Origin of the sequence: Kosakonia sp. MUSA4, assembly GCF_013085925.1 — a bacterium.
GTDB lineage: Bacteria > Pseudomonadota > Gammaproteobacteria > Enterobacterales > Enterobacteriaceae > Kosakonia > Kosakonia sacchari_B.
In genome coordinates, this window is sequence record NZ_CP025697.1 from 37950 (window position 1) to 61606 (window position 23657).

General features: G+C 54.9%; 23 protein-coding genes. 14 read left to right on the forward strand and 9 right to left on the reverse strand.

The features are described from left to right. Window positions 1–36 precede the first annotated feature (36 nt). Window positions 37–2460 (reverse strand): glycerol-3-phosphate 1-O-acyltransferase PlsB, encoded by a 2424-nt coding sequence (gene plsB, locus C0557_RS00170; protein WP_074779840.1) that lies wholly within the window; start codon window positions 2458–2460, stop codon window positions 37–39. A gap of 132 nt (window positions 2461–2592) precedes the next feature. Between plsB and C0557_RS00175 the strand changes: the two genes are divergently transcribed. From C0557_RS00175 to C0557_RS00190, 4 genes are all read left to right on the forward strand, one after another. Further along, complete coding sequence (locus C0557_RS00175) at window positions 2593–2961, forward strand: diacylglycerol kinase (protein ID WP_074779838.1); 369 nt, start codon at window positions 2593–2595, stop codon at window positions 2959–2961. 108 nt (window positions 2962–3069) lie between these two features. Next, window positions 3070–3684: a transcriptional repressor LexA gene (gene lexA / locus C0557_RS00180; RefSeq protein WP_007372425.1), complete on the forward strand. Its 615-nt coding sequence runs from the start codon at window positions 3070–3072 to the stop codon at window positions 3682–3684. Window positions 3685–3760: 76 nt separating this feature from the next. After that, the gene (dinF, locus tag C0557_RS00185) at window positions 3761–5095 is read left to right on the forward strand and encodes an MATE family efflux transporter DinF (protein WP_208657090.1); all 1335 of its coding nucleotides are present in this window, start codon (window positions 3761–3763) and stop codon (window positions 5093–5095) included. Window positions 5096–5260: 165 nt separating this feature from the next. Further along, complete coding sequence (locus C0557_RS00190) at window positions 5261–5470, forward strand: CsbD family protein (protein ID WP_007372427.1); 210 nt, start codon at window positions 5261–5263, stop codon at window positions 5468–5470. 108 nt (window positions 5471–5578) lie between these two features. On the opposite strand, the gene zur is transcribed toward C0557_RS00190, so the two are convergent. Continuing rightward, window positions 5579–6094 (reverse strand): zinc uptake transcriptional repressor Zur, encoded by a 516-nt coding sequence (gene zur / locus C0557_RS00195; RefSeq protein ID WP_007372428.1) that lies wholly within the window; start codon window positions 6092–6094, stop codon window positions 5579–5581. 282 nt (window positions 6095–6376) lie between these two features. On the opposite strand from zur, the gene traF reads away from it, so the two are divergent. Next, window positions 6377–7693 (forward strand): conjugal transfer protein TraF, encoded by a 1317-nt coding sequence (traF, locus tag C0557_RS00200; RefSeq protein WP_208657091.1) that lies wholly within the window; start codon window positions 6377–6379, stop codon window positions 7691–7693. 40 nt (window positions 7694–7733) lie between these two features. On the opposite strand, the gene ycaC is transcribed toward traF, so the two are convergent. Beyond that, complete coding sequence (gene ycaC / locus C0557_RS00205) at window positions 7734–8357, reverse strand: isochorismate family cysteine hydrolase YcaC (protein WP_074779832.1); 624 nt, start codon at window positions 8355–8357, stop codon at window positions 7734–7736. A 234-nt stretch (window positions 8358–8591) separates the two neighbouring features. On the opposite strand from ycaC, the gene dusA reads away from it, so the two are divergent. Both dusA and pspG read left to right on the forward strand, forming a co-directional pair. Then, window positions 8592–9611 carry a tRNA dihydrouridine(20/20a) synthase DusA gene (gene dusA, locus C0557_RS00210; protein WP_208657092.1) on the forward strand — a complete coding sequence of 340 codons (1020 nt, stop codon included), beginning with the start codon at window positions 8592–8594 and terminating at the stop codon, window positions 9609–9611. Window positions 9612–9744: 133 nt separating this feature from the next. Then, window positions 9745–9987: an envelope stress response protein PspG gene (pspG, locus tag C0557_RS00215; RefSeq protein WP_074779828.1), complete on the forward strand. Its 243-nt coding sequence runs from the start codon at window positions 9745–9747 to the stop codon at window positions 9985–9987. A 189-nt stretch (window positions 9988–10176) separates the two neighbouring features. On the opposite strand, the gene C0557_RS00220 is transcribed toward pspG, so the two are convergent. Beyond that, window positions 10177–11160, reverse strand: a complete 984-nt coding sequence (locus C0557_RS00220; RefSeq protein ID WP_072440882.1) for a quinone oxidoreductase — start codon at window positions 11158–11160, stop codon at window positions 10177–10179. 59 nt (window positions 11161–11219) lie between these two features. Here C0557_RS00220 and dnaB point away from each other — a divergent pair, with 59 nt between their 5' ends. The 6 genes from dnaB (at window position 11220) to C0557_RS00250 (ending at window position 16907) form a co-directional block, all read left to right on the forward strand. After that, complete coding sequence (gene dnaB, locus C0557_RS00225) at window positions 11220–12626, forward strand: replicative DNA helicase (RefSeq protein WP_074779824.1); 1407 nt, start codon at window positions 11220–11222, stop codon at window positions 12624–12626. A 140-nt stretch (window positions 12627–12766) separates the two neighbouring features. Further along, window positions 12767–13846, forward strand: a complete 1080-nt coding sequence (gene alr / locus C0557_RS00230; protein WP_208657093.1) for an alanine racemase — start codon at window positions 12767–12769, stop codon at window positions 13844–13846. A gap of 105 nt (window positions 13847–13951) precedes the next feature. After that, entirely contained in the window at window positions 13952–15145 is a 1194-nt protein-coding gene (gene tyrB, locus C0557_RS00235; protein ID WP_208657094.1) for an amino acid aminotransferase, read from the forward strand. Window positions 15146–15339: 194 nt separating this feature from the next. Further along, the gene (gene aphA / locus C0557_RS00240) at window positions 15340–16050 is read left to right on the forward strand and encodes an acid phosphatase AphA (RefSeq protein WP_208657095.1); all 711 of its coding nucleotides are present in this window, start codon (window positions 15340–15342) and stop codon (window positions 16048–16050) included. Window positions 16051–16119: 69 nt separating this feature from the next. Next, window positions 16120–16536, forward strand: a complete 417-nt coding sequence (locus C0557_RS00245) for a secondary thiamine-phosphate synthase enzyme YjbQ (protein ID WP_208657096.1) — start codon at window positions 16120–16122, stop codon at window positions 16534–16536. A 2-nt stretch (window positions 16537–16538) separates the two neighbouring features. Beyond that, window positions 16539–16907: an MmcQ/YjbR family DNA-binding protein gene (locus tag C0557_RS00250; protein WP_007372440.1), complete on the forward strand. Its 369-nt coding sequence runs from the start codon at window positions 16539–16541 to the stop codon at window positions 16905–16907. A gap of 3 nt (window positions 16908–16910) precedes the next feature. On the opposite strand, the gene uvrA is transcribed toward C0557_RS00250, so the two are convergent. Then, window positions 16911–19736 carry an excinuclease ABC subunit UvrA gene (uvrA, locus tag C0557_RS00255; protein ID WP_208657097.1) on the reverse strand — a complete coding sequence of 942 codons (2826 nt, stop codon included), beginning with the start codon at window positions 19734–19736 and terminating at the stop codon, window positions 16911–16913. 262 nt (window positions 19737–19998) lie between these two features. Between uvrA and ssb1 the strand changes: the two genes are divergently transcribed. Beyond that, window positions 19999–20523: a single-stranded DNA-binding protein SSB1 gene (gene ssb1 / locus C0557_RS00260; protein WP_043955685.1), complete on the forward strand. Its 525-nt coding sequence runs from the start codon at window positions 19999–20001 to the stop codon at window positions 20521–20523. A gap of 61 nt (window positions 20524–20584) precedes the next feature. Here the strand turns inward: ssb1 and C0557_RS00265 are convergent, their stop codons facing one another. From C0557_RS00265 to C0557_RS00280, 4 genes are all read right to left on the reverse strand, one after another. Next, complete coding sequence (locus C0557_RS00265) at window positions 20585–21124, reverse strand: chorismate mutase (protein ID WP_371813222.1); 540 nt, start codon at window positions 21122–21124, stop codon at window positions 20585–20587. A 153-nt stretch (window positions 21125–21277) separates the two neighbouring features. After that, complete coding sequence (locus tag C0557_RS00270; RefSeq protein ID WP_208657098.1) at window positions 21278–22051, reverse strand: amino acid ABC transporter substrate-binding protein; 774 nt, start codon at window positions 22049–22051, stop codon at window positions 21278–21280. Between the two features lie 24 nt (window positions 22052–22075). Further along, window positions 22076–22843, reverse strand: a complete 768-nt coding sequence (locus C0557_RS00275; protein WP_208657099.1) for an amino acid ABC transporter ATP-binding protein — start codon at window positions 22841–22843, stop codon at window positions 22076–22078. Then, window positions 22821–23516 carry an amino acid ABC transporter permease gene (locus C0557_RS00280; protein ID WP_083416336.1) on the reverse strand — a complete coding sequence of 232 codons (696 nt, stop codon included), beginning with the start codon at window positions 23514–23516 and terminating at the stop codon, window positions 22821–22823. The genes C0557_RS00275 and C0557_RS00280 overlap by 23 nt, the downstream gene beginning before the upstream one ends. Between the last annotated feature and the right edge of the window lie 141 nt (window positions 23517–23657).

The window sequence follows — 23657 nt, forward strand, 5'->3', positions numbered from 1 at the left end:
TAAGCGCAAGCGATATCCGGCGGATACTTTCCCGGTTTACACTTCCGCTTGCGTCGCGCTTTCAATCGTCAGACGCACATCCGACGTTATCAAGTCTGCCAGCATCTGGTAAACGCCCAGCGTTCGCGTCGGGTCTGCATCGCCACTGTCGCTGATATACCCTTCATCACGCAGCGTTAACACCAGCGTGGAGAATACCGCTTTGTCGAAGAATTCCGGCGCGTTGATGCCGTGCAGCACTGACAGGCGTTGCGCCAGCGTGCGGCTCTCTTTTTCCAGCGTGCTGCGGTTCATTGACGGCGTGTTGCCAAGCAGCCAGAAGGTGATGGCATAGCGCTGTAATGTCTCGCGCGCACCGGCGGCCAGCAGTTGCAGTGTCCGCGAATGGGCCGGGTTGATGCTCAGGCGATCGTCTTTGACGGTAATTAAGCTCTGGCGCAGCAGTTCTTGCGTCAGGTTTTCCAGCACTTCCGCCAGCTCGGCTTTTTCCCAGCGCAGGAACAGCTCGGCTTTCAGCAGCGGATAAAGCAGCTCAACGTGGCGCAGAATATCGCTACGGGAGATGGCGCGATGTTGGGTCACGATCGCCGCCATCAGCGACGGCAGCATCAGCATATGGGCGATGTTGTTGCGGTAATAGGTCATCAACACTGCCTGCTCGCGCGGCAGAATAATGATATCGCCGATGGTGTCTTTCTCGACTTCGAACTTGTTCATCTGCAACGCGTGGTCGATAAGCGCGTCCGCGCTGGCGGCAGGCGTTGTTGAATCCGGCGAGTAAGGCACATTGCGCATCAGTTCGAGGTAGCAACTGATTTGTTCGGTTAACTGCTCGCGCGTCAACGAACGCTGGCGCGATGCCAGCAGTGCTGTACAGCACAGGTTCATGGCGTTGGCCGCACCGGCATTGTTAATGCGAACCATCAAATCGGCGGCAATGTTATTCACCGTCGGCGTCAGCCATGCCGGGCGAATCGCTTCGATTGGATCGATAGATTCGCGCCACTCCGGAACGTGATGGTTCAGGTAGTTCATCAGCGGAATGGGTTCACCGAAGTTCACATAACCTTGCCCCAGGTTACGCAGCTTGCTCAGCCCGCGCACCATCTGCAGCAGGCTCTCTTTCTCTTTGGTTGCGCCGCGCAGCTCTTTCGCATAGGTACCGACCTCCATCACATGTTCATAACCGATATAAATCGGCACCAGCGTGATGGGGCGTGTACCGCCGCGCAGCATCGCCTGAATGGTCATCGACAGCGTACCGGTTTTCGGGTCCAGCAAACGCCCGGTACGTGAACGACCGCCCTCGACGAAATACTCGACCGAATAACCGCGGCTGAACAGTTCGCCCAGATATTCGCGGAACACGGTGGAGTAGAGTTTGTTGCCTTTAAAGGTACGGCGAATAAAGAAGGCGCCCAGGCGGCGGAAAATCGGCCCGGCGGGCCAGAAGTTCAGGTTGATGCCTGCGGCAATGTGCGGCGGCACCAGCCCCTGGTGATAGAGCACATACGAGAGCAGCAGATAGTCCATGTGGCTGCGGTGGCAGGGCACATAGACAATCTCGTGGCCGTCGTGCGCAAGCTGGCGCACGCGTTCGGCGTTGTGCACGTTGATCCCCTGATAGAGACGGTTCCAGGTAAAACCGAGGATACGGTCGGTCAGACGGATCATCTCGTACGAGAAGTTGGCGGCAATCTCTTCCATCAGCGCGATAGCGTTTTGCTGCGCTTTGTCGTGAGAGATTTTTTTGCTGCGCGCTTCGTCTTCGACCGCACGGGCAATCGCTTTAGAAGAGAGCAGTTTATTGAACAGATCCTGACGCGCCGGCAGACGCGGCCCAACGGCGGCCAGACGCTGTCGCGCGAAGTGCATACGCGCCACGCGCGCCAGTTTCTGCGCGATAATTTTATCGGTGCCGTGCTCGGTCGCCATGCGGCGCAGGGAGACGGGCGGCGAGAAGCGCACAAAGCTATCGCGGCCGAGCCAGGAGATAGCGAAGAATTTCTGGATGCCGTTCAGCATGCGCAGCGGCGGATTAATCTCGCCTTTCTCACGCCCTGGCGAGCGGCCAAACATTACCGATACCGGAACCATTTGCACATCCAGATCCGGATGGCTGCGGTGTAAATCCAGGTAGTCGTGGAACAGTTTGATGGACTCTTCTTTCGGCGTGTAATAGGTAAACACGCGCGGACCGCCATGAATGAACACGAAACGCGGCAGCAATACGCCGTCGATTTCCAGGGGTTCCAGGGGATCGGGCAGTTCGTGCGCCAGACACTGAGCGCGTAATGTCATCAAATCTGCCTTAGAGTTATAAGGCAGCACGTACATAATAGGACGTGAAGTATCGAGACCCAGTTCCTGTGCAGGTTCTGCAGGTATCGATTTACTCTTTACCAGTACACTTAATGGTAAATTCAGTAATTTGTAGTAAATTCGTGGCCAACCGGACATAAAAGATGAAAAGCCTCTGGTTAATAATAGTGCCATTGCGCCGCAAGAATATCAGAAAGCGCACGTAATTTCTGTTGTACCTCAGTACGCTGATGTAGACATTGACGTTTATTACATAAAAAGGTTCTTTTCATGGCCAATAATACCACCGGAATTACCCGAATCATTAAAGCAGCAGGTTACTCATGGAAGGGCGTTCGCGCTGCATGGATCAATGAAGCCGCTTTCCGCCAGGAGCTGGTAGCCGTTGTTTTCGCTATCATTATTGCTTGCTGGCTGGACATTGACACGGTCACTCGGGTGCTGCTGATTAGCTCGGTGTCGCTAGTAATGATTGTTGAAATCCTAAATAGTGCAATTGAAGCTGTCGTAGACCGAATTGGTTCTGAATTTCACGAACTTTCCGGTCGGGCGAAGGATATGGGATCGGCGGCAGTGCTGATGTCGATCCTGCTGGCGCTGTTTACCTGGATCTCGCTTCTCTGGTCGCATTTTCGATAACGCTTCCAGAAATCGATAACACCCTGGTTTTTTGCTTAAATTTGGTTCCAAAATCGCCTTTGACTGTATATACTCACAGCATAACTGTATATACACCCAGGGGGCGGGATGAAAGCATTAACGGCCAGGCAGCAAGAGGTGTTCGATCTCATCCGCGATCGGATCACTCAAACCGGTATGCCACCAACGCGTGCGGAAATCGCACAGCAATTGGGGTTCCGTTCCCCAAATGCGGCTGAAGAACACCTGAAAGCGCTTGCACGTAAAGGGGTTATCGAAATCGTCTCCGGCGCATCGCGTGGTCTGCGTCTGCTGCTGGAAGAAGAAGAGGATATCGGTTTACCGCTGATTGGTCGCGTTGCTGCGGGTGAACCGCTGCTGGCGCAACAGCATATCGAGGGTCACTACCAGGTCGATCCCGATCTCTTCAAACCTCATGCGGATTTCCTGCTGCGCGTTAGCGGTATGTCGATGAAAGACATCGGTATTATGGACGGCGACCTGCTCGCAGTGCATAAAACGCAGGACGTGCGTAACGGCCAGGTGGTCGTCGCACGTATTGATGATGAAGTTACCGTGAAACGTCTGAAAAAACAGGGTAACACCGTCGAATTGCTGCCGGAAAACAGCGAGTTTTCCCCGATCGTCGTCGATCTGCGCGATCAAAACTTCACCATTGAAGGGCTGGCGGTTGGCGTCATCCGTAATGGTACCTGGCTCTAACGCCTGTTCTTTTCGCAGCGACACAAAACACCGTGGCGCTGCGTAATACGATTTTCCCCGTTGATTCGACATTGCCATGCCGTTGCTGAACGCATCTGACAGAGCACTGTGGCGGCTTGCGCTGCCCATGATCTTCTCCAATATCACTGTTCCGTTACTGGGGCTGGTGGATACCGCCGTGGTCGGGCACCTGGATAGTCCTGTTTACCTCGGCGGCGTGGCGATCGGCGCAACGGCAACCAGCTTTTTGTTTATGCTGCTGCTGTTTTTGCGGATGAGCACCACCGGTCTTACGGCACAGGCGTTTGGTGCGAAAAACGCACCTGCGCTGGCGCGCGCGCTGGTACAGCCGCTGCTATTGGCGCTGTCGGCAGGTGTGTTAATTATGCTGCTGCGTACGCCGCTCATCGATCTGGCGCTGCACATTACCGGCGGGAGCGAAGCCGTGCTGGAGCAGGCGCGGCGCTTTCTCGATATTCGCTGGCTGAGTGCGCCAGCGTCGTTGGGAAATCTGGTGTTGCTCGGCTGGTTACTGGGTGTGCAGTATGCCCGTGCGCCGGTGATCCTGCTGGTAGTGGGGAATCTCCTCAACATTGTGCTCGACCTGTGGCTGGTGATGGGCCTGCACATGAATGTGCAGGGCGCTGCGCTCGCCACCGTTGTGGCTGAGTATGCGACTTTCGCCATCGGCCTGCTGATGGTGCACCGCGTGTTGGTAATGCGCGGTATCACCCTGCCAGCGCTGAAAAATGCCTGGCGCGGCGGTATGCGGCGCTTATTAGCGCTTAACCGCGATATCATGCTGCGCTCACTGCTTTTGCAGCTCTGCTTTGGCTCAATCACCGTGCTGGGCGCCCGTCTTGGCGGTGAGACGGTTGCCGCTAACGCGGTGCTGATGATGTTTCTCACCTTTACCGCGTACGCGCTGGATGGTTTTGCCTATGCGGTCGAAGCGCACTCCGGGCAGGCCTATGGCGCGCGCGATGGCAGCCAGTTGATGGACGTCTGGCGAGCGGCATGCCGCCAGGCCGGGCTGGTGGCGCTGTTCTTTGCGGCGATTTATGCGCTGGCAGGTGATGACATTATTGCCTTGCTGACTTCGCTTCCTGCCCTGCAGACGCTCGCCGGGCATTACCTGTTCTGGCAGGTGATTCTGCCGCTGGTGGGCGTGTGGTGCTACTTGCTGGATGGCATGTTTGTCGGTGCCACGCGCGCAGCGGAGATGCGTAACAGTATGGCGATTGCCGCCGCCGGGTTCGCTGTTACGCTGCTGACGGTTCCGGTGCTGGGCAATCACGGTTTATGGCTGTCGCTGACCGTCTTTCTCGCCCTGCGCGGGCTTACGCTTGCCTGGCTGTGGCGTCGCCACTGGCGTAACGGCAGCTGGTTTTCCGATGTGAATCCTTCCTGATATTGCCAGTTTTTTTGCCTGTTTCCTCGCCTCGCTTATGCTGTTTTTAACCATCGTGACGGTTAAAGATTCCGAATAAAAATCGATTGCCGGAATCCTTAACTACAATAATCAGTACGTTCAGCAGAACGATTATCTATTTAACCGAACGATAAGGAGTCAACGATGAATAAAGACGAAGTCGGCGGTAACTGGAAACAGTTCAAAGGCACTGTTAAAGAAAAATGGGGCAAACTGACCGATGATGATATGACCATCATCGAAGGTAAACGTGACCAGCTGGTGGGTAAAATCCAGGAACGTTACGGTTATGCCAAAGATCAGGCGGAGAAAGAAGTTACAGATTGGGAAACGCGTAATGACTACCGCTGGTAGCCTGCACATCCCCTCAATGTGCTAACCCTCTACAGGCTACCCTGCCCGAAGGTACAAGGACGTACCACCCCTCCAGCTGTTTTAGCTACCGTCTTGCTCGAACAAAGATTAACGTGGCTTTTTCTTCACCTGAACGGTGTGGTCATGGTGGCAATGGTCGTGATGACGGCAGGACTCCACTTCGACACAGTCTGCACATAAACCGTGAGCTTCAATCACATTATGCCGCAGGGCAAAACCCATCTTTGCCGCCAGCGCATGCATAATATCTTCCACGCCTTCCGCCTGCTCTTCCTTTACTGAACCGCAGCGATCGCAGATAAACATCGCGGACGTGTGCGTCGGCTGGTCAAAAAGGTGGCATAACACGTAGCTGTTTGTTGATTCGACTTTATGTACGAACCCTTGTTCTAGCAGGAAATCAAGAGCGCGGTACACCGTCGGCGGCTTGGCCTGCGGTTCGCTTTCACGCAGCAGATCGAGCAGATCGTACGCGCTGATGGCGCTTTGTTGCAGGCTGAGTAATCTCAACACTTCAAGACGCTGGGGAGTCAGGCGCACGTTGCGCTGCACGCACAGCTTTTCAGCCTGCGCTAACATCTCTTGCGAAGTGGTCTTATCCATCGGCGCTCTCCGGTTGGGGAAATACAAGCCATACACTTTACCATGTCCTGTCGAAAACGCCGAGATCGCGGCCAGTAATCTCCATTTCTCTGGATCGCTTCCCGAAATGGACTCCGTCATCTATAAATAGTGATGGTCGTCACTTAAAACAATAATGTCCGGGTGCTTACGGGTATCCCGGCAATTTAGCTCCATTTTCTTACGTTATTCACAGCAATAGTGCATTCCTGTTTGTGCGAATACTTACAGGCTTAAAACTCATCTGGCTACGAGACGCATACTGTGGAAAAAAAACGTAAACTTTCGCTGGTCGCGATCGCTGTCTCCTTTTTTGTGGCAAATCAGGCAGGAGCAGCAAATACCTGGGCAGAAGCTCGTAATGATGCAATGGGGGGAACGGGCGTTGCATCCGCGAACTATGGCAGCGGGCCATTAATCAACCCGGCACTGTTAGCAAAAGCAAAACCCGATGATGATATTACCGTCATCCTGCCGAGCGTACAGGCGCAAATTAGCGACAAAGATAATCTGCGCGACGAGATCGACAACATCAATGACAAAATCGATGGCTACAAAAATGTTATTGATAACCTCACCGCTGCGGAAATTATTGCTAATCCGCTCGGTACGGTAAGGCAATTTCAGGGTGCCGCAGGCGATTTGGCGAACGAGCTGGAGTTTCTGAGAGGGAAAACAGCGCAGGCCAAAGCTGCCGCCGGCATCGCGGTAAGCATTCCCAACGATGTCCTTTCCGTGGCGTTTGTGACGAAAGCTTACGCCCATGCGCGCGTCACGTCGGCAATCGATCAGCAGGATATTGACTACCTGCGTAGTATTGAGAACAGCACCGCTGTCGCCGCCAGTGAAGCGCTAAAGGCGGTGGTATCACCGGATGGCAGCGACGAAATCACCAAAAACCTCAACTCAACCGCTTCAGGCCGCGCGGCTATCGTCTCGGATTATGGCATTGCGATGGCTCGCCAGTTTGATGTCGGCGGCGTACCGCTATCCGTTGGCGTGACGCCAAAATTACAGAAAACCTGGGTCTACAACTACACGGCGTCGATTTATGACTACAAAAGTAGCGACTGGAACAGCAGCCGCTACCGTACCGACGATACCGGCTTCAACGTGGATGTCGGCCTGGCCGCGGATTTCGGCGAGAACGTGACGGTCGGTTTGACCGGTACAAACCTGATCTCCCGTGATATTGATACCAAAGACATTCGTATCCGCAACGGCAGAACGGGCGATGTGGTGAGCTACAAAGATACTTACCAGATTAGCCCGGTCGTGACGGCGGGTGCGGCATGGCATAACGACCTGCTGACGCTGAGCGCCGACGGTGATTTAACCGAGACTAAAGGTTTTAAGAGCGAGAAAAATTCCCAGTATGTCGGCGTGGGCGCGGAAGTTCGCCCGTTGAGCTGGCTGGCGGTGCGTGCCGGTTATCGTGCGGATGTCAAAGGGGATGATAAAAACGTCTTTACCGGCGGTGTCGGATTTGCGCCGTTTAACCGCGTGCATATCGATCTGATGGGCCTGGTGGGTGAAGATCAAACCTGGGGGGCCGGGGCGCAGCTTAGCATGACTTTCTGATGAGTAACCGGAGGCATTGCGCCTCCGGTTTTATTGGCGCTTACTTGCCGGTGAGCTTGTCGTAGCTGGTCATCAGATTACGGTAATCAGGAATATGGTTGGAAAACAGCGTTGCCAGACCTTCAATATCATTACGCCAGTCGCGGTGTAATTCGCAGGCTGCGCCAAACCATGTCATTAACTGCACGCCAGCCTGGGACATACGATCCCATGCGGAATGACGTGTAATTTCATTGAATGTTCCTGAAGCGTCGGTAATAACAAACACGTCATACCCTTCTTCAATGGCGGATAACGCCGGGAAAGCAACGCACACTTCCGTCACCACCCCGGCAATAATCAACTGTTTCTTGCCGGTTGCTTTGACGGCCTTAACGAAATCTTCGTTATCCCAGGCATTTATGTTACCCGGGCGGGCAATATAAGGCGCATCCGGGAACTGCGCTTTAAGTTCCGGTACCAGCGGGCCATTCGGTCCGGTTTCAAAACTTGTGGTCAAAATCGTGGGTAATTTGAAATATTTGGCGAGATCGCTTAATGCCAGAACATTATTTTTGAACTTGTCCGGCTCAATATCTCTTACCAGAGATAACAAACCCGTTTGATGATCAACTAACAGAACGGCTGCATCATTTTTATCAAGACGAACATACGGTTTAGACATAATAACTCCCTGTTTCGGTTGACAATAGCTTTCTGCTATTGGGTTAAAACTCCTTGTACGCTAAAAAAATATAGGAAGGGAACCGCGTCTCAACAAGGTGAAAAGTGCCTTTTCCAGCGCCTTACAGCGAATGTGATACAATAGAAAATCTTATTGTCTTATTGCTTTCGCTCACCGGCGGAATAGCGGTGAGAGCACCTCTTTTTCTGGAAATCAAAGCACGGTAATTCTGAAATGACTAACGCCAGCCAAACCAGCGTAATGCCTGTAACTTCTGACAATCACTGGTATGGGCGATTCAGCGTCGCTCCGATGCTCGACTGGACGGACAGACATTGCCGCTACTTCCTGCGTTTACTGTCGCGCCAGACGCTGCTCTACACCGAAATGGTGACCACGGGTGCCATTATTCATGGCAAAGGCGATTATCTGGCGTACAGCGAGGAAGAGCACCCGGTGGCGCTGCAACTCGGCGGCAGCGATCCGGCGCAGCTTGCGCACTGTGCGAAGCTTGCGCAAGCGCGCGGTTACGATGAGATCAACCTTAACGTCGGTTGCCCGTCAGATCGCGTGCAGAACGGGCGTTTTGGCGCTTGCCTGATGGGCGAAGCACAACTGGTGGCAGACTGCGTTAAAGCGATGCGGGACGTGGTTTCTATTCCGGTGACGGTGAAAACCCGTATTGGTATCGACGAGCAGGATAGCTACGCATTCCTCTGCGATTTTATGGGTACCGTTGCCGGTAAAGGCGAGTGCGAAAGTTTTACCATTCATGCCCGCAAAGCCTGGCTTTCTGGCCTGAGTCCAAAAGAGAACCGCGAGATCCCGCCGCTGGATTACCCGCGTGTCTACCAGCTTAAACGCGATTTCCCGCACCTGAAGATGGCGATCAACGGCGGCATAAAATCGCTGGAAGAGGCCAAAGCCCATTTGCAGCATATGGATGGGGTTATGGTAGGGCGCGAAGCCTATCAGAATCCGGGGATTCTGGCCGCTGTCGATCGGGAGATTTATGGGGCCGATGTTGCGGATGCCGATCCTGTCGCCGTGGTTCGCGCAATGTATCCCTATATTGAGCGCGAACTGAGCAATGGCGCTTATCTTGGCCATATCACGCGTCATATGCTCGGGTTATTCCAGGGCGTGCCGGGCGCGCGTCAGTGGCGCCGCTATCTGAGCGAAAATGCGCACAAAGCAGGCGCTGATATCGCGGTAGTGGAGCACGCGCTAAACCTGGTGGCATCGAAGCGTTAAAATTTCACTAAAAGATGGTCAAATTCACTAAGCTCTGCACAGCGTTGCAGGGTTTTTTATTTTAAAATCAGATGGTTATTTTTGGCATGCTTCTTGTGATGTAAAAGACATTACCGATTCCCTGGAGAAGATCATGCTGGAACTACTGTTTATTATTGGCTTTTTTGTCATGTTGCTGGTAACCGGCGTTTCGCTGCTCGGCATTATCGCTGCGCTGCTGGTTGCCACCGCAGTCATGTTTTTGGGCGGGCTTTTTGCTTTGATGATCAAACTGTTGCCCTGGCTGCTGCTGGCCGTGGCGGTAGTCTGGGTGATTCGTGCCATCAAAGAGCCGAAGGTTCCACGTTATCAACGCAATAACCGCTGGCGTTACTAAAGTATTGAGTGGTTCGTCACAACCCTGAGACATTTCCAGCAGCATTGCTTAGAACCGAATAGGATTTAGATATTAAATCTGTCACTATCGCGACGTTAACGAATTCATCGCGCTGTACCCTACAATGCAGCCGAACTAAAAAAAGAAAGGGCTTCCTGCGGGAAGCCCTAATTCTTTCTGAGACTTACCTCACGGGATCAGCAGGCTTGAGCCTTGCGTGGCCCGGCTCTCCAGCGCTTCATGCGCCCGTTGCGCATCTTTCAGCGCGAATTTCTGGTTGTCAGCCACATCCACTTTAATCACCCCGCTGGCGATCAGCGAGAACAGCTCATTGCTGGCTTCCTGTAACTCTTCGCGGGTGGTGATATAGCCGTTCAGGGAAGGGCGGGTAGCATAAAGGGAGCCCTTCTGGTTGAGAATGCCCAGGTTCACGCCGGTGACCGGCCCGGAGGAGTTGCCGAAGCTGACCATCAGCCCACGACGGTGCAGGCAGTCGAGGGAAATTTCCCAGGTATCTTTACCCACCGAGTCATACACCACGCTGACCTTTTTACCGTCGGTCAGCGCTTTAACGCGTTCAACCACATTCTCTTCGCTGTAGTTGATCACCTGCCAGGCTCCGGCCTGCAATGCGCGTTGCGCTTTCTGCGCCGAACCTACGGTGCCGATAAGCTTCGCGCCCAGCGCTTTCGCCCACTGGCAGGCAATCAGCCCGACGCCGCCAGCCGCTGCGTGGAATAAAAAGATCTCATTGGGTTTGATGTCGTAGGTTTTGCGCAGGAGATAGAACACCGTCAGCCCCTTCAGAAACGAGGCGGCGGCTTGTTCAAAGGAGATGGCGTTTGGCAGGACGGCCACTTTGTCTGCCAGAACGTTATGCACCGAACTGTACGCGCCAAGCCCGGATTGCGCATACACCACGCGATCGCCGACCTTAATATGCGTGACGTTACTGCCGACTTTACTCACCACGCCTGCGGCTTCGGTGCCCAGCCCGCTTGGCAGCGCGGGAGGCGGGTATAAGCCGCTGCGAATGTAGGTGTCGATGTAGTTGATGCCAATGGCTTTATTTTCCACCTGCACCTCGTTTTCCGCCGGAGCTGCGGGGGTAAATTCCACCGCGCTGAGCACGTCGGGGCCGCCATGCTTGTGAAATTCTATTCGTGTCGCCATGCTTCCTCCTGATGTGATAATCTTTCGAACCATTCATAACCCGGATAGCTCCATTCACTATGGCAGGAAATAAACCCTTCAACAAACAGACTGAAACCCCTGACAGACAGGTCGAGGGGATGAAAGTGCCTCCACATTCCATCGAAGCGGAGCAGTCGGTGTTGGGCGGTTTAATGCTGGATAATGAGCGCTGGGACGACGTCGCCGAGCGCGTCGTGGCCGAAGACTTTTATACCCGTCCGCACCGCCATATTTTTACCGAGATGCATCGCTTGCAGGAGATGGGGAAACCTATCGACCTCATCACCCTGGCGGAATCGCTGGAACTGCAAGGGCAGCTGGATATTGTCGGCGGCTTTGCCTATCTGGCCGAGTTATCAAAAAACACGCCAAGTGCGGCGAATATCAGCGCTTATGCCGATATCGTGCGTGAACGTGCCGTCGTTCGCGAGATGATCGCGGTAGCCAATGAAATCGCCAACGCCGGTTTCGATCCGCAGGGGCGCAGCAGCGAAGATCTGCTCGACCTGGCGGAATCGCGGGTATTTAAGATCGCCGAAAGCCGCGCCAATAAAGACGAAGGCCCGAAAAATATCGCCGATGTGCTTGAGGCAACCGTCTCGCGCATCGAACAGCTTTTCCAGCAGCCGCACGATGGCGTCACGGGCGTAAACACCGGCTATGAAGATCTCAATAAAAAGACGGCAGGTTTGCAGCCGTCGGATCTGATTATTGTTGCCGCCCGTCCGTCGATGGGTAAAACAACATTTGCGATGAACCTCGTCGAAAATGCGGCGATGTTGCAGGATAAACCGGTTCTTATCTTCAGTCTGGAGATGCCATCAGAACAGATTATGATGCGTTCTCTGGCGTCGCTGTCGCGCGTGGATCAGACGCGCATCCGTACCGGCCAGCTTGACGATGAAGACTGGGCGCGCATCTCCGGCACCATGGGGATCCTGCTGGAAAAACGCAATATTTACATCGATGACTCCTCCGGCCTGACGCCGACAGAAGTGCGTTCACGCGCGCGGCGTATTGCCCGCGAGCACGGCGGGATAGGCCTTATTATGATCGACTACCTTCAGCTGATGCGCGTGCCGTCGCTTTCCGACAACCGTACGCTGGAGATCGCCGAAATCTCCCGCTCGCTGAAAGCGCTGGCGAAAGAGTTGCATGTGCCGGTGGTGGCGCTGTCGCAGCTTAACCGCTCTCTGGAACAGCGCGCCGATAAACGCCCGGTCAACTCCGACCTGCGTGAATCCGGTTCTATCGAGCAGGATGCCGACTTAATCATGTTTATCTATCGTGACGAGGTTTATCACGAAAACAGCGATTTAAAAGGCATTGCAGAAATCATTATTGGTAAGCAGCGTAACGGGCCGATCGGTACGGTACGTCTGACCTTTAACGGGCAGTGGTCACGTTTTGATAATTATGCAGGGCCACAATACGACGATGAATAAATTTTCGTCATCCTTCGCGCCGCAGGTGCGCTGACGGCACCCGTTTCCCCCGGTCACTTGGTTTACTAAGCCCGGGGGATTCCGGGCTTGTTACCTTCCTGCAACACGAATGATTCAGAAAATTGTTTTTGAGGAAAAACATGCAAGCGGCAACCGTAGTAGTTAACCGCCGCGCTCTGCGACACAATCTGCAACGTCTGCGCGAGCTGGCTCCCGCCAGCCGACTGGTTGCAGTCGTGAAAGCGAACGCCTATGGACACGGTCTGGTAGAGACCGCGCGAACGCTCCCCGATGCCGACGCTTTTGGCGTTGCCCGTCTCGAAGAAGCCCTGCAACTGCGCGCAGGGGGAATCACACAACCGATTCTGTTGCTGGAAGGTTTTTTCGCCGCCAGCGATCTGCCCGTGCTGGCAGAGCACCAACTGGAAACGGTGATCCATAGCCCCTGGCAACTGGATGCGCTGGAAACGGCCACGCTGCCCGCGCCGGTAACGGTGTGGATGAAACTGGATACCGGCATGCATCGTCTTGGCGTGCATCCGCATGAAGCTGAGGCGTTTTACGCGCGTCTCTCCGGCTGCAAAAACGTGCATCAGCCGGTGAATTTTGCCAGCCACTTTGCCCGTGCCGATGAGCCGGAGTGCGGCGTAACGGAACGCCAGCTGGATATTTTCACCACCTTTACCGAAGGCAAACCGGGCCTGCGTTCGATTGCCGCTTCCGGCGGCACCTTGCTGTGGCCGCAGTCGCACTTTGATGCCGTGCGCCCCGGCATCATTCTCTATGGTGTTTCGCCGCTGGAGAACAGACCGTGGGGCGCGGATTTCGGCTTTCAGCCGGTGATGACATTGACTTCCACGCTGATTGCCGTGCGCGACCACAAATCAGGAGATGCGGTCGGTTACGGCGGTACCTGGGAAAGCGCGCGCGACACCCGCTTAGGCGTGGTGGCGATGGGATATGGCGACGGTTATCCGCGCGCTGCGCCTTCCGGCACGCCCGTATTGGTCAACGGACGCGAAGTGCCGATCGTTGGCCGCGTGGCAATGGACATGATTTGTGTCGATCTTGGCCCGGATGTGCGTGAGCGCGTCGGTGATAGCGTGGTGCTGTGGGGCGAAGGTTTGCCCGTCGAGCGTATCGCCGCCATCACAAAAGTGAGTGCTTACGAACTTATTACGCGCCTGACCGCCAGGGCGTCGCTGAAGTACCTCGACTAAACGTTTTGCGCTTTCCTGCACGGGAAAGCGCTGCTCCTCTCGATCTTCCCCGGCTTCCGGTTTATTGTGTTGGTCTTGCCGACTGTAAACCTGGAGAATACACGCGTGTTTCAAAAAGTTGACGCCTACGCTGGCGACCCGATTCTCTCGCTCATGGAGCGTTTTAAAGAAGATCCCAGAAGCGACAAAATTAACCTCAGCATCGGGTTGTATTACAACGAAGATGGCATCATTCCGCGCCTGCAAGCGGTGGCTGAAGCCGAAACGCGCCTGAATGCGCAACCGCACGGCGCATCGCTCTATCTGCCGATGGAAGGGCTGAACAGCTATCGTCACTCCATTGCGCCGCTGCTGTTTGGCGCCGATCACCCGGTGCTGGCGCAAAACCGCGTGGCAACTATCCAGACGCTGGGCGGTTCCGGCGCGCTGAAAATCGGCGCGGATTTCCTGAAACGCTACTTCCCCCACTCCGGCGTCTGGGTCAGCGATCCGACCTGGGAAAACCACATCGCCATTTTTGAAGGCGCTGGATTCGAAGTAAGCACTTACCCCTGGTACGACGATGAAACCAACGGCGTGCGCTTCCCGGTACTGCTGGAAAAACTGAATACCCTGCCGGAACAAAGCATCGTATTACTGCATCCGTGCTGCCATAACCCGACCGGTGCGGATCTGACTAACGCCCAGTGGGACGAGGTAGTCGGCGTGCTGAAAGCGCGCAATTTGATCCCGTTCCTCGACATCGCTTACCAGGGCTTCGGCGCGGGTATGGAAGAAGACGCTTACGCTATCCGCGCGATTGCCAGCGCCGGGATGCCTGCGCTGGTCAGCAACTCATTCTCCAAAATTTTCTCCCTGTATGGCGAGCGTGTCGGCGGCCTTTCCGTGGTGTGTGAAGACAGCGAAGCCGCAGGCCGCGTGCTGGGACAACTGAAAGCCACCGTCCGTCGCAACTACTCCAGCCCGCCAAGTTTTGGTGCGCAGCTGGTAGCGACCGTACTCGGTGACGCGGCGTTACGGGCGCTCTGGCTGAAGGAAGTGGAAACGATGCGCACGCGCATTCAGGCAATGCGCCAGCAACTGGTGCAGGTGCTGCGCGAAGCCGTGCCGGGCGGGAATTTCGACTACCTGCTTAAGCAGCGCGGTATGTTCAGCTACACCGGACTGAGCGAGGCGCAGGTCGATCGTCTGCGCGAGGAGTTTGGCGTTTACCTGATTGCCAGCGGTCGTATGTGTGTTGCCGGTCTGAACAGCCGCAACGTGCAACGCGTGGCGAAAGCATTCGCCGCAGTAATGTAAGCACCCGCTCACTTTTTAGTTTTCCCCGACCTTCTGCCCATGGGCGGAAGGTCATTATCCCCCCGTTTTCTCTCATTATCCGCGTAATTAGCAGAAAATCCTTTGTTTCATCTGCCGCTGGGGTTAAGGTCGGATAACATTTCGACCATTCGCACCATTTATGAATATAACGAACTGATAATTTAGGGATAAAGATGCGAACGATCACTCGTCTTTTCGGTGCCGCCTGTTTATGGCTGGCGTCAGGTAGCCTTGCGGTTTACGCCTCCGCACCTTCTCCGGTTGCGGATGGCACCAACATCATCAAACTGGCCGAGCAGGCACCGGTTCACTGGGTTTCCGTGGCGCAAATTGAAAGCTCGCTGGTGGAGCGCCCGCCAATGGCGGTCGGGTTTGATATCGACGATACGGTACTCTTCTCCAGCCCCGGTTTCTGGCGCGGTAAGAAAACCTGGTCTCCGGAGAGTGATGATTACCTGCACAACCCGGCGTTCTGGGAAAAAATGAATAACGGCTGGGATGCATTCAGCATTCCCAAAGAGGTGGCGCGTCAGTTAATCGCCATGCATGTGAAACGCGGCGACAGCATCTTTTTCATTACCGGCCGCAGCCAGACAAAAACGGAAACCGTGACGAAAACGTTGCAGGAGGATTTTCTGATCCCGGCCGCGAATATGAATCCGGTGATTTTTGCCAGTGACCAGCCTGGGCAGAACACCAAAACTCAGTGGCTGAAGGAGAAGCAGATCCGCATTTTCTACGGCGACTCGGACAGCGATATCGCCGCCGCGCGTGCGAGCGAAGCCCGGCCAGTCCGCATTCTGCGTGCCGCGAATTCCACCTATAAACCATTGCCGCAGGCAGGCGCTATGGGTGAAGAGGTGATTGTCGATTCTGAGTTTTAAGCGCTGGATTTGCCCTTTTGCCGATTTGCAGCACACTTAAAAACGGCCTCTTTGCAGAAGGAACAGTCGATGTGGTATCAACAGGCGCTTACGCTTGGCGCGAAATCGCGTGGGTTTCACCTGGTCACTGATGAAGTGCTGGCGCAAATTCGCGAACTTCCCCGCGTGCAGGTGGGTTTATTGCATCTGTTGCTAATGCACACGTCAGCTTCCCTCACCCTGAATGAAAATTGTGACTCCACGGTGCGCGACGATATGGAGCGCCACTTTTTAAATGCAGTACCGGACAATGCACCGTATAAGCACGATTACGAGGGGCCGGATGATATGCCCTCGCATATCAAATCCTCAACACTGGGTGTTTCACTGCTGCTGCCGGTCAGGAATGGGCGCGTGCAGTTAGGAACGTGGCAGGGGATCTGGCTGGGAGAGCATCGTATCCACGGCGGGTCGCGCACGATTATCGCGACGCTACAAGGGGAATAAAGATGACAATTTCGGAGTTACTGCAATATTGCATGTCCAGGCCTGGCGCGGAGCAGAGTGTGCACAGTGACTGGAAAGCCACGCAAATCAAGGTCTCAGATGTGCTGTTTGCGATGGTGAAAGAGGTGGACGGCCGCCCGGCGGCGTCTCTGAAAACCAGCCCGGAACTGGCGGAGCTGCTGCGTCAACAGCATGAAGATGTGCGCCCAAGCCGCCATCTGAATAAAGCGCACTGGAGCACGGTATATCTCGACGGTTCGCTGCCGGATTCGCAGATTTACTATCTGGTGGATGCTTCGTATCAGCAGGCGATGGAGCTGGTACCGGAAAATATCCGGCACCAGCTTTATGAAGGATCAACCCGCTCGTAGCCGCTATTTCAGCATAGGTTTCAGGAATCGCGCCGTGTGCGAGGCTTCGCATTCGGCGACGGTTTCCGGCGTACCGGCAACGAGGATTTCACCGCCGCCGCTGCCGCCTTCCGGGCCAAGATCGACAATCCAGTCCGCCGTTTTAATTACGTCCAGATTGTGCTCAATCACCACGATGGTATTACCCTGATCGCGCAGCTGATGCAGCACGTCCAGCAACTGCTGGATATCGGCAAAGTGCAGGCCGGTCGTCGGTTCATCGAGGATATAGAGCGTTTGCCCGGTACCGCGTTTCGACAGCTCACGCGCCAGCTTCACGCGCTGCGCCTCGCCGCCGGAGAGCGTGGTGGCCGACTGTCCCAGACGAATATAGGTCAGACCGACATCCATCAGCGTTTGTAACTTACGCGCCAGCGCCGGAACGGCATCAAAGAATTCACGGGCTTCTTCGATGGTCATATCCAGTACTTCATGGATGGTTTTGCCCTTATATTTGATCTCCAGCGTTTCGCGGTTATAGCGTTTGCCTTTGCACTGATCGCACGGCACATAAATATCCGGCAGGAAGTGCATCTCCACTTTGATAACGCCATCGCCCTGACAGGCTTCGCAGCGGCCGCCGCGCACGTTAAAGCTGAAACGCCCCGGCGTGTAACCGCGCGAGCGTGATTCCGGCACTCCGGCGAACAGTTCGCGCACTGGCGTAAAGACGCCCGTATAGGTTGCCGGGTTGGAGCGCGGCGTGCGGCCAATCGGGCTCTGATCGATATCGATCACCTTATCGAAATGTTCCAGCCCCTGAATATCGCGGTATGGCGCGGGTTCCGCGATGGTGGCGCCGTTGAGCTGGCGCTGGGCGATCGGGAACAGCGTATCGTTGATCAGCGTCGATTTCCCGGAACCGGAAACGCCGGTGATACAGGTAAACAGGCCCACCGGCAGCGTCAGGGTGACGTTTTTCAGGTTGTTGCCGCGCGCGCCGGTCAGCTTGAGCATTTTTTCCGGATCGGCGTTCACGCGCTGTTTCGGCAGCTCGATTTTACGCTTGCCGCTCATGTACTGGCCGGTAAGGGATTCCGGCACCGCCATAATATCCTTGAGCGTCCCTTCCGCGACGACCTGGCCGCCGTGCACGCCCGCGCCAGGACCGATATCAATCACGTGGTCGGCCGCGCGGATGGCATCTTCGTCGTGTTCGACGACAATCACCGTGTTCCCGAGGTTACGCAGGTGGATCAGCGTACCGAGCAGGCGCTCGTTGTCGCGCTGGTGCAAACCGATAGACGGCTCATCCAGCACGTACATAACGCCCACCAGACCGGCGCCAATCTGGCTCGCCAGACGAATACGCTGCGCTTCGCCGCCGGAGAGGGTTTCCGCCGAGCGGGAAAGCGTCAGGTAGTTCAGGCCGACGTTCACGAGAAACTTCAGGCGGTCGCCAATCTCTTTCAGCACTTTTTCGGCAATTTTCGCCCGCTGGCCGGAAAGCTTCAGGTTATTGAAGAAATCCATCGCATGGCCAATGCTCATGTCGGAGATGGTCGGCAGCGGCGTATTCTCAACGAATACATGACGCGCTTCGCGACGCAGACGCGTTCCTTCACAGGAGGTGCAGGGGCGGTTGCTGATAAATTTCGCCAGCTCTTCGCGCACCGCACTGGATTCCGTCTCTTTGTAGCGGCGCTCCATATTATGCAGCACGCCTTCGAACGGATGGCGACGCACGGAGGTGTCGCCGCGATCGTTCATATATTTGAATTCAATCGACTCTTTACCGGAACCGAACAGCACCACTTTCCGTACGTTGTCGCTCAGGCTTTCCCACGGCGCTTCCACATCGAATTTGTAGTGATCCGCCAGCGATTTCAGCATCTGGAAGTAGTAGAAGTTACGGCGATCCCAGCCGCGGATCGCGCCGCCAGCCAGTGACAATTCCGGGTTCTGGATCACGCGGTCCGGGTCAAAATATTGTTGTACGCCGAGGCCGTCGCAGGTCGGGCATGCGCCCGCCGGGTTATTGAACGAGAACAGGCGCGGTTCCAGTTCGCGCATGCTGTAGCCGCAAATCGGGCAGGCAAAGTTGGCGGAGAACAGGAGCTCTTCCACGCTGGTATCGTCCATGTCGGCGACCACAGCGGTGCCGCCGGAGAGTTCCAGCGCGGTTTCAAACGATTCCGCCAGGCGCTGCGCCAGATCGCTGCGTACTTTAAAGCGGTCAATCACCACTTCAATGGTGTGTTTCTTTTGCAGTTCCAGCGTCGGCGGATCGGAAAGGTCGCACACTTCGCCGTCGATACGCGCGCGGATATAGCCCTGGCTTGCCAGGTTTTCCAGCGTTTTGGTGTGCTCGCCTTTACGCTCTTTAATCACCGGCGCCAGCAGCATCAGGCGCTTGCCTTCCGGCTGCGACAGCACGTTATCCACCATCTGGCTGACGGTTTGCGCCGCCAGCGGCACATCGTGATCCGGACAGCGCGGCTCGCCGACGCGGGCGTAAAGCAGACGCAAATAGTCGTGGATCTCGGTAATTGTCCCGACGGTGGAACGCGGGTTGTGCGAGGTTGATTTCTGCTCAATTGAGATCGCCGGCGACAGACCTTCAATATGGTCAACGTCCGGTTTTTCCATCAGCGATAAAAACTGACGGGCATAGGCGGAAAGCGATTCAACGTAGCGGCGCTGTCCTTCGGCGTAAAGCGTGTCGAAAGCCAGTGAGGACTTACCAGAACCCGACAGCCCGGTCACGACAATCAGTTTGTCGCGCGGGATGACGAGGTTGATGTTTTTGAGATTATGGGTGCGGGCGCCCCGTACTTCTATCTTATCCAATCCATTCACCTTTTACCCGGAGGAACACGTTTTGCCCGGTGTGTTTGAAGGACAACCGGCGATCACAAACGGCTAATTATGACACAATTCAACCTGTTTGAATATACAGTATTGGAATGCAACTCATGGAGATGTGCAACAATGTGCCGTGAGTGCGATATCTCCGGAACATGCTTCGCAGCTATCAAACTTGTACATGGAAATGGTACACTCGCGCGTTTACACTACTAAGAAACGTATTAACGTATCAGGAGACTCGAACATGGCCAGCAGAGGCGTAAACAAGGTGATTCTCGTCGGTAATCTGGGCCAGGACCCGGAAGTACGCTATATGCCGAGTGGTGGCGCAGTTGCCAACATTACGCTGGCTACTTCCGAATCCTGGCGTGACAAGCAGACCGGTGAAATGAAAGAGCAGACAGAATGGCACCGCGTTGTGCTGTTCGGCAAGCTGGCGGAAGTGGCCGGTGAGTATCTGCGTAAAGGCTCTCAGGTTTATATCGAAGGCCAGCTGCGTACCCGCAAATGGACCGATCAGTCCGGTCAGGAAAAATACACCACGGAAGTGGTGGTGAACGTGGGCGGCACCATGCAGATGCTGGGCGGCCGTCAGGGCGGCGGCGCACCGGCAGGCGGTGGCCAGCAGCAGGGCGGTTGGGGCCAGCCTCAGCAGCCGCAGGGCGGCAACCAGTTCAGCGGCGGCGCACAGTCCCGTCCGCAGCAGTCTTCCGCTCCGGCGCCGTCTAACGAACCGCCAATGGATTTCGACGACGACATCCCGTTCTGAGTTCGCTTTTCAGAGCAAGTTAATCAGAATGAAAAAACCCTGCTTCGGCAGGGTTTTTTACTTAATCTTTCAACGAAATCCCTTTCATTGTTTCCCAGATCCGCTGCTTATCCTGCTCGTGTAAATTCTTCTGCTGCACAGCGTGCATAAATGCCTTACGGTCCTGTTCCGTCAGAGGTTGCCCGGACTTTAATCGTGCCGCCACACTTTGCAGAATACGATGGCTAAGTTGGCCGATTTGCGTGCGCACATCCTGGAGCGGGCGAGGCTGCCAGTCAGTTTCCGGCGCGGCCAGCCAGTCGGCGCGATAGCGGTACTGAATCGCCTTGGCGGCGTCCATCTGCGCCTGAATAAATGGCCTTACGCTCTCGCCTTTTAATCCCAGCGAATCAGCATCAGCAAGGGTACTCTTCAGCACCTTCTCCTCTTGCTGTAGATCTTCAATCGCCTGGTGATGCTGCGCTTTATAGCCAGCAACATCTTTCATCCAGGACAAACGTTCATTGATCAAATTGCTAATCGAAGGGGCTGAAGCTGCTGTTGCAGAGAACGTTGCGGCAGCGAGAAGCAACACGGCTGTATAGAGCTTGTACGGCATCATAAATCTCCGACGTCGATAAACAGGAAGCCTCTGGTGGCGTTGAAGAAACGTTTCGCAGAAAGCGTAGCTGGCGCATTTTACAGCCATGTGATGATAAAAAAACCGTAAACCCGATCCGGGCTTACGGCTCTCTTTTACAGCGGGGTTAAAAAATTACTTCGACACGTCCGCACCGAAGTATTTCTGGGAAATACGTTCGTAGGTGCCATCGGCCTTGATCTCTTCCAGCGCTTTATCAATCGCCGCTTTCAGCTGCGGGTTGTTTTTGCGCAGCAGCACGCCGGATTTCTCGGCATTCTCTTCCGTGGCGATGATTTTCACCGGCGCAGACGGTTTATGTTTTTTGAAGTCGAGGAACGACAGGTTGTCGTTGATGGTGGCATCGGCACGGCCCTGCACCACCAGATCGATAGACTGGTTAAAGCCGTCGGTCGGCACAATTTCCGCACCGTATTTACGCGCGATCTGGGCGTAGTTACTGGTCAGTGAATGGGCTGATTTTTTGCCTTTCAGATCGGCAAAACTTTTAATGCTGCTATTTTTGTCATTGACGATCAGTACCGCTTTAGACGCAATGTACGGCTCGGAGAAGTCGAATTTCTTCTCGCGTTCCGGCGTAATGCCCACCTGGTTGATCACCACGTCATAACGGTTCGCGTCGATACCGGCGATCAGGCCGTCCCATTTACCTTCAACGAACTGCGGGTTCACTTTCAGGCGTTTGGCGATTTCACGGCCAATTTCGACGTCAAAACCTTCCAGCGTGCCGGAAGTATTGTGGAAAGTGAACGGCGGATAGGTGCCTTCAGTACCGATTTTCAGTACGCCAGCGGACTGAATTTTTGCCAAATCATCCTGCGCCAGCGCTGCGTGGGCAAAACCAAGCTGCATAATCCCGGCTACGACTAATGTTGCGAGTGCTTTCATCTGCATTACCCTATGTTGTTTTAATTAACTCGCCCCGAGTTCCGGGAGCGCTGTGCTTAAAGAGGCGATAAACTCCGCGGTACGGGGTTTCTTCGCGTGTAAAAACAAATCGTTAGCGGAGCCGGACTCAATAATTTCTCCGGCTTCCAGAAACACCACCTGGCTGGCGATATTCGCCGCCAGGCGCAAATCATGGGTCGCCATGATCATGGTTGTTCCTTCCAGCGCCAGCTGGCGCAGCACGGATACCACTTCGCCGGAGAGCTCCGGATCGAGTGCGGAAGTCGGTTCATCGCACAACAGAACCGCCGGTGACGGTGCCAGCGCACGGGCAATCGCCACGCGCTGCTGCTGGCCGCCAGATAGTGTATTCGGCAGGGCATCGCGTTTGTGCAGCATGCCGACTTTATTCAGCAGCTCTTCACCACGGCGGCGGGCGCGTTCGCGATCCCATTTATGTACCGTAATCAGCCCTTCAGTGATGTTGTCGAGGGCGGTCATATGCGGAAACAGCGCGAAGTTCTGAAACACCATGCCGGTCTGGCGGCTGATGCGGCGAATATCCTGGCCTTTGATCCGCGCGCCTGGCGCGAATGTGATGCGCTCTTTACCGATGGTCAACTCCCCGGACTGGGGAATTTCCAGCAAATTAATGCAGCGCAATAAGGTGCTTTTCCCGCTGCCTGAAGGGCCAATCAGCGTGGTTACCGTGCCTTCTTCAATCGTTAAATTGATATTCTTCAGCACCTGATTGCCGTCGAAACTTTTTTCAATGCTGGAGAGCGTTATCATTGACCTGGCCTTTTACTGTCGTACCCGCTAATTTCCGCTCCAGCTTCTCTTGCAAATGCGATAACACCGAACTGAAGAACAGATAAATAATCGCCGCTTCGCAGTACAGAATGAGCGGTTCATAGGTCACCGCCGCAATTTGCTGCGCGGCAAGAAACATCTCCGGTACGGTGATGACCGACGCCAGCGAAGTGTCTTTTACCAGTGAAATAAAGGTGTTAGAAAGCGGCGGCACGGCGATGCGCGCGGCCTGCGGCAGAATAATACGCCGCAGCGACTGCGCCCAGGTCATGCTGATGGAGTGGGCGGCTTCCCATTGCCCTTTCGGCACGGCCAGCAGCGTTGCCCTGATCACTTCGGAGGTATACGCGCCAATATTGACGGTAAAGCCAATCACCGCCGCAGGGAAAGCATCAATGGTGATCCCGGCGCTCGGCAAGGCGTAGAAAATCAAAAATAGCTGCACCAGCAGCGGCGTACCGCGAATCAGCCAGACGTAAAACCGCACCACCGGCTTTAAAAAAGCCGGGCCGTACAGGCGCAAAAGCGCAACCACAAACCCGAGCGACAGCCCAAGAATAAAAGAGATCAGCGTCAAGGGAATGGTGAATTTCAGCCCTGCGGAAAGCATCGGCCAGAAAGAATCAATCGCTAAGGGTAACCATGTTGGCACTGCACACCTTCCGGACAGAACATTTTGCCAGAAATTGCTGGCGGAATATTTTATTAGCCCGGCTTAATTATTTGGGGGCTGGATTAGTGCGAATTATATTCTTTGCATCGTGTGCGAAAACAAATATATACGAATAACGTT

Excerpts from the sequence above, each read along its gene's own strand:
- C0557_RS00275 (WP_208657099.1), bottom strand. The coding sequence starts at position 22,843 with ATGATAACGCTCTCCAGCATTGAAAAAAGTTTCGACGGCAATCAGGTG.
- C0557_RS00270 (WP_208657098.1), bottom strand. The coding sequence starts at position 22,051 with ATGAAAGCACTCGCAACATTAGTCGTAGCCGGGATTATGCAGCTTGGT.
- ycaC (WP_074779832.1), bottom strand. The coding sequence starts at position 8,357 with ATGTCTAAACCGTATGTTCGTCTTGATAAAAATGATGCAGCCGTTCTG.
- dnaB (WP_074779824.1), top strand. The coding sequence starts at position 11,220 with ATGGCAGGAAATAAACCCTTCAACAAACAGACTGAAACCCCTGACAGA.
- zur (WP_007372428.1), bottom strand. The coding sequence starts at position 6,094 with ATGGATAAGACCACTTCGCAAGAGATGTTAGCGCAGGCTGAAAAGCTG.
- alr (WP_208657093.1), top strand. The coding sequence starts at position 12,767 with ATGCAAGCGGCAACCGTAGTAGTTAACCGCCGCGCTCTGCGACACAAT.
- pspG (WP_074779828.1), top strand. The coding sequence starts at position 9,745 with ATGCTGGAACTACTGTTTATTATTGGCTTTTTTGTCATGTTGCTGGTA.
- dinF (WP_208657090.1), top strand. The coding sequence starts at position 3,761 with ATGCCGTTGCTGAACGCATCTGACAGAGCACTGTGGCGGCTTGCGCTG.
- C0557_RS00220 (WP_072440882.1), bottom strand. The coding sequence starts at position 11,160 with ATGGCGACACGAATAGAATTTCACAAGCATGGCGGCCCCGACGTGCTC.
- plsB (WP_074779840.1), bottom strand. The coding sequence starts at position 2,460 with ATGTCCGGTTGGCCACGAATTTACTACAAATTACTGAATTTACCATTA.
- aphA (WP_208657095.1), top strand. The coding sequence starts at position 15,340 with ATGCGAACGATCACTCGTCTTTTCGGTGCCGCCTGTTTATGGCTGGCG.
- C0557_RS00265 (WP_371813222.1), bottom strand. The coding sequence starts at position 21,124 with ATGATGCCGTACAAGCTCTATACAGCCGTGTTGCTTCTCGCTGCCGCA.
- C0557_RS00250 (WP_007372440.1), top strand. The coding sequence starts at position 16,539 with ATGACAATTTCGGAGTTACTGCAATATTGCATGTCCAGGCCTGGCGCG.
- C0557_RS00245 (WP_208657096.1), top strand. The coding sequence starts at position 16,120 with ATGTGGTATCAACAGGCGCTTACGCTTGGCGCGAAATCGCGTGGGTTT.
- C0557_RS00175 (WP_074779838.1), top strand. The coding sequence starts at position 2,593 with ATGGCCAATAATACCACCGGAATTACCCGAATCATTAAAGCAGCAGGT.
- lexA (WP_007372425.1), top strand. The coding sequence starts at position 3,070 with ATGAAAGCATTAACGGCCAGGCAGCAAGAGGTGTTCGATCTCATCCGC.
- C0557_RS00190 (WP_007372427.1), top strand. The coding sequence starts at position 5,261 with ATGAATAAAGACGAAGTCGGCGGTAACTGGAAACAGTTCAAAGGCACT.
- dusA (WP_208657092.1), top strand. The coding sequence starts at position 8,592 with ATGACTAACGCCAGCCAAACCAGCGTAATGCCTGTAACTTCTGACAAT.
- ssb1 (WP_043955685.1), top strand. The coding sequence starts at position 19,999 with ATGGCCAGCAGAGGCGTAAACAAGGTGATTCTCGTCGGTAATCTGGGC.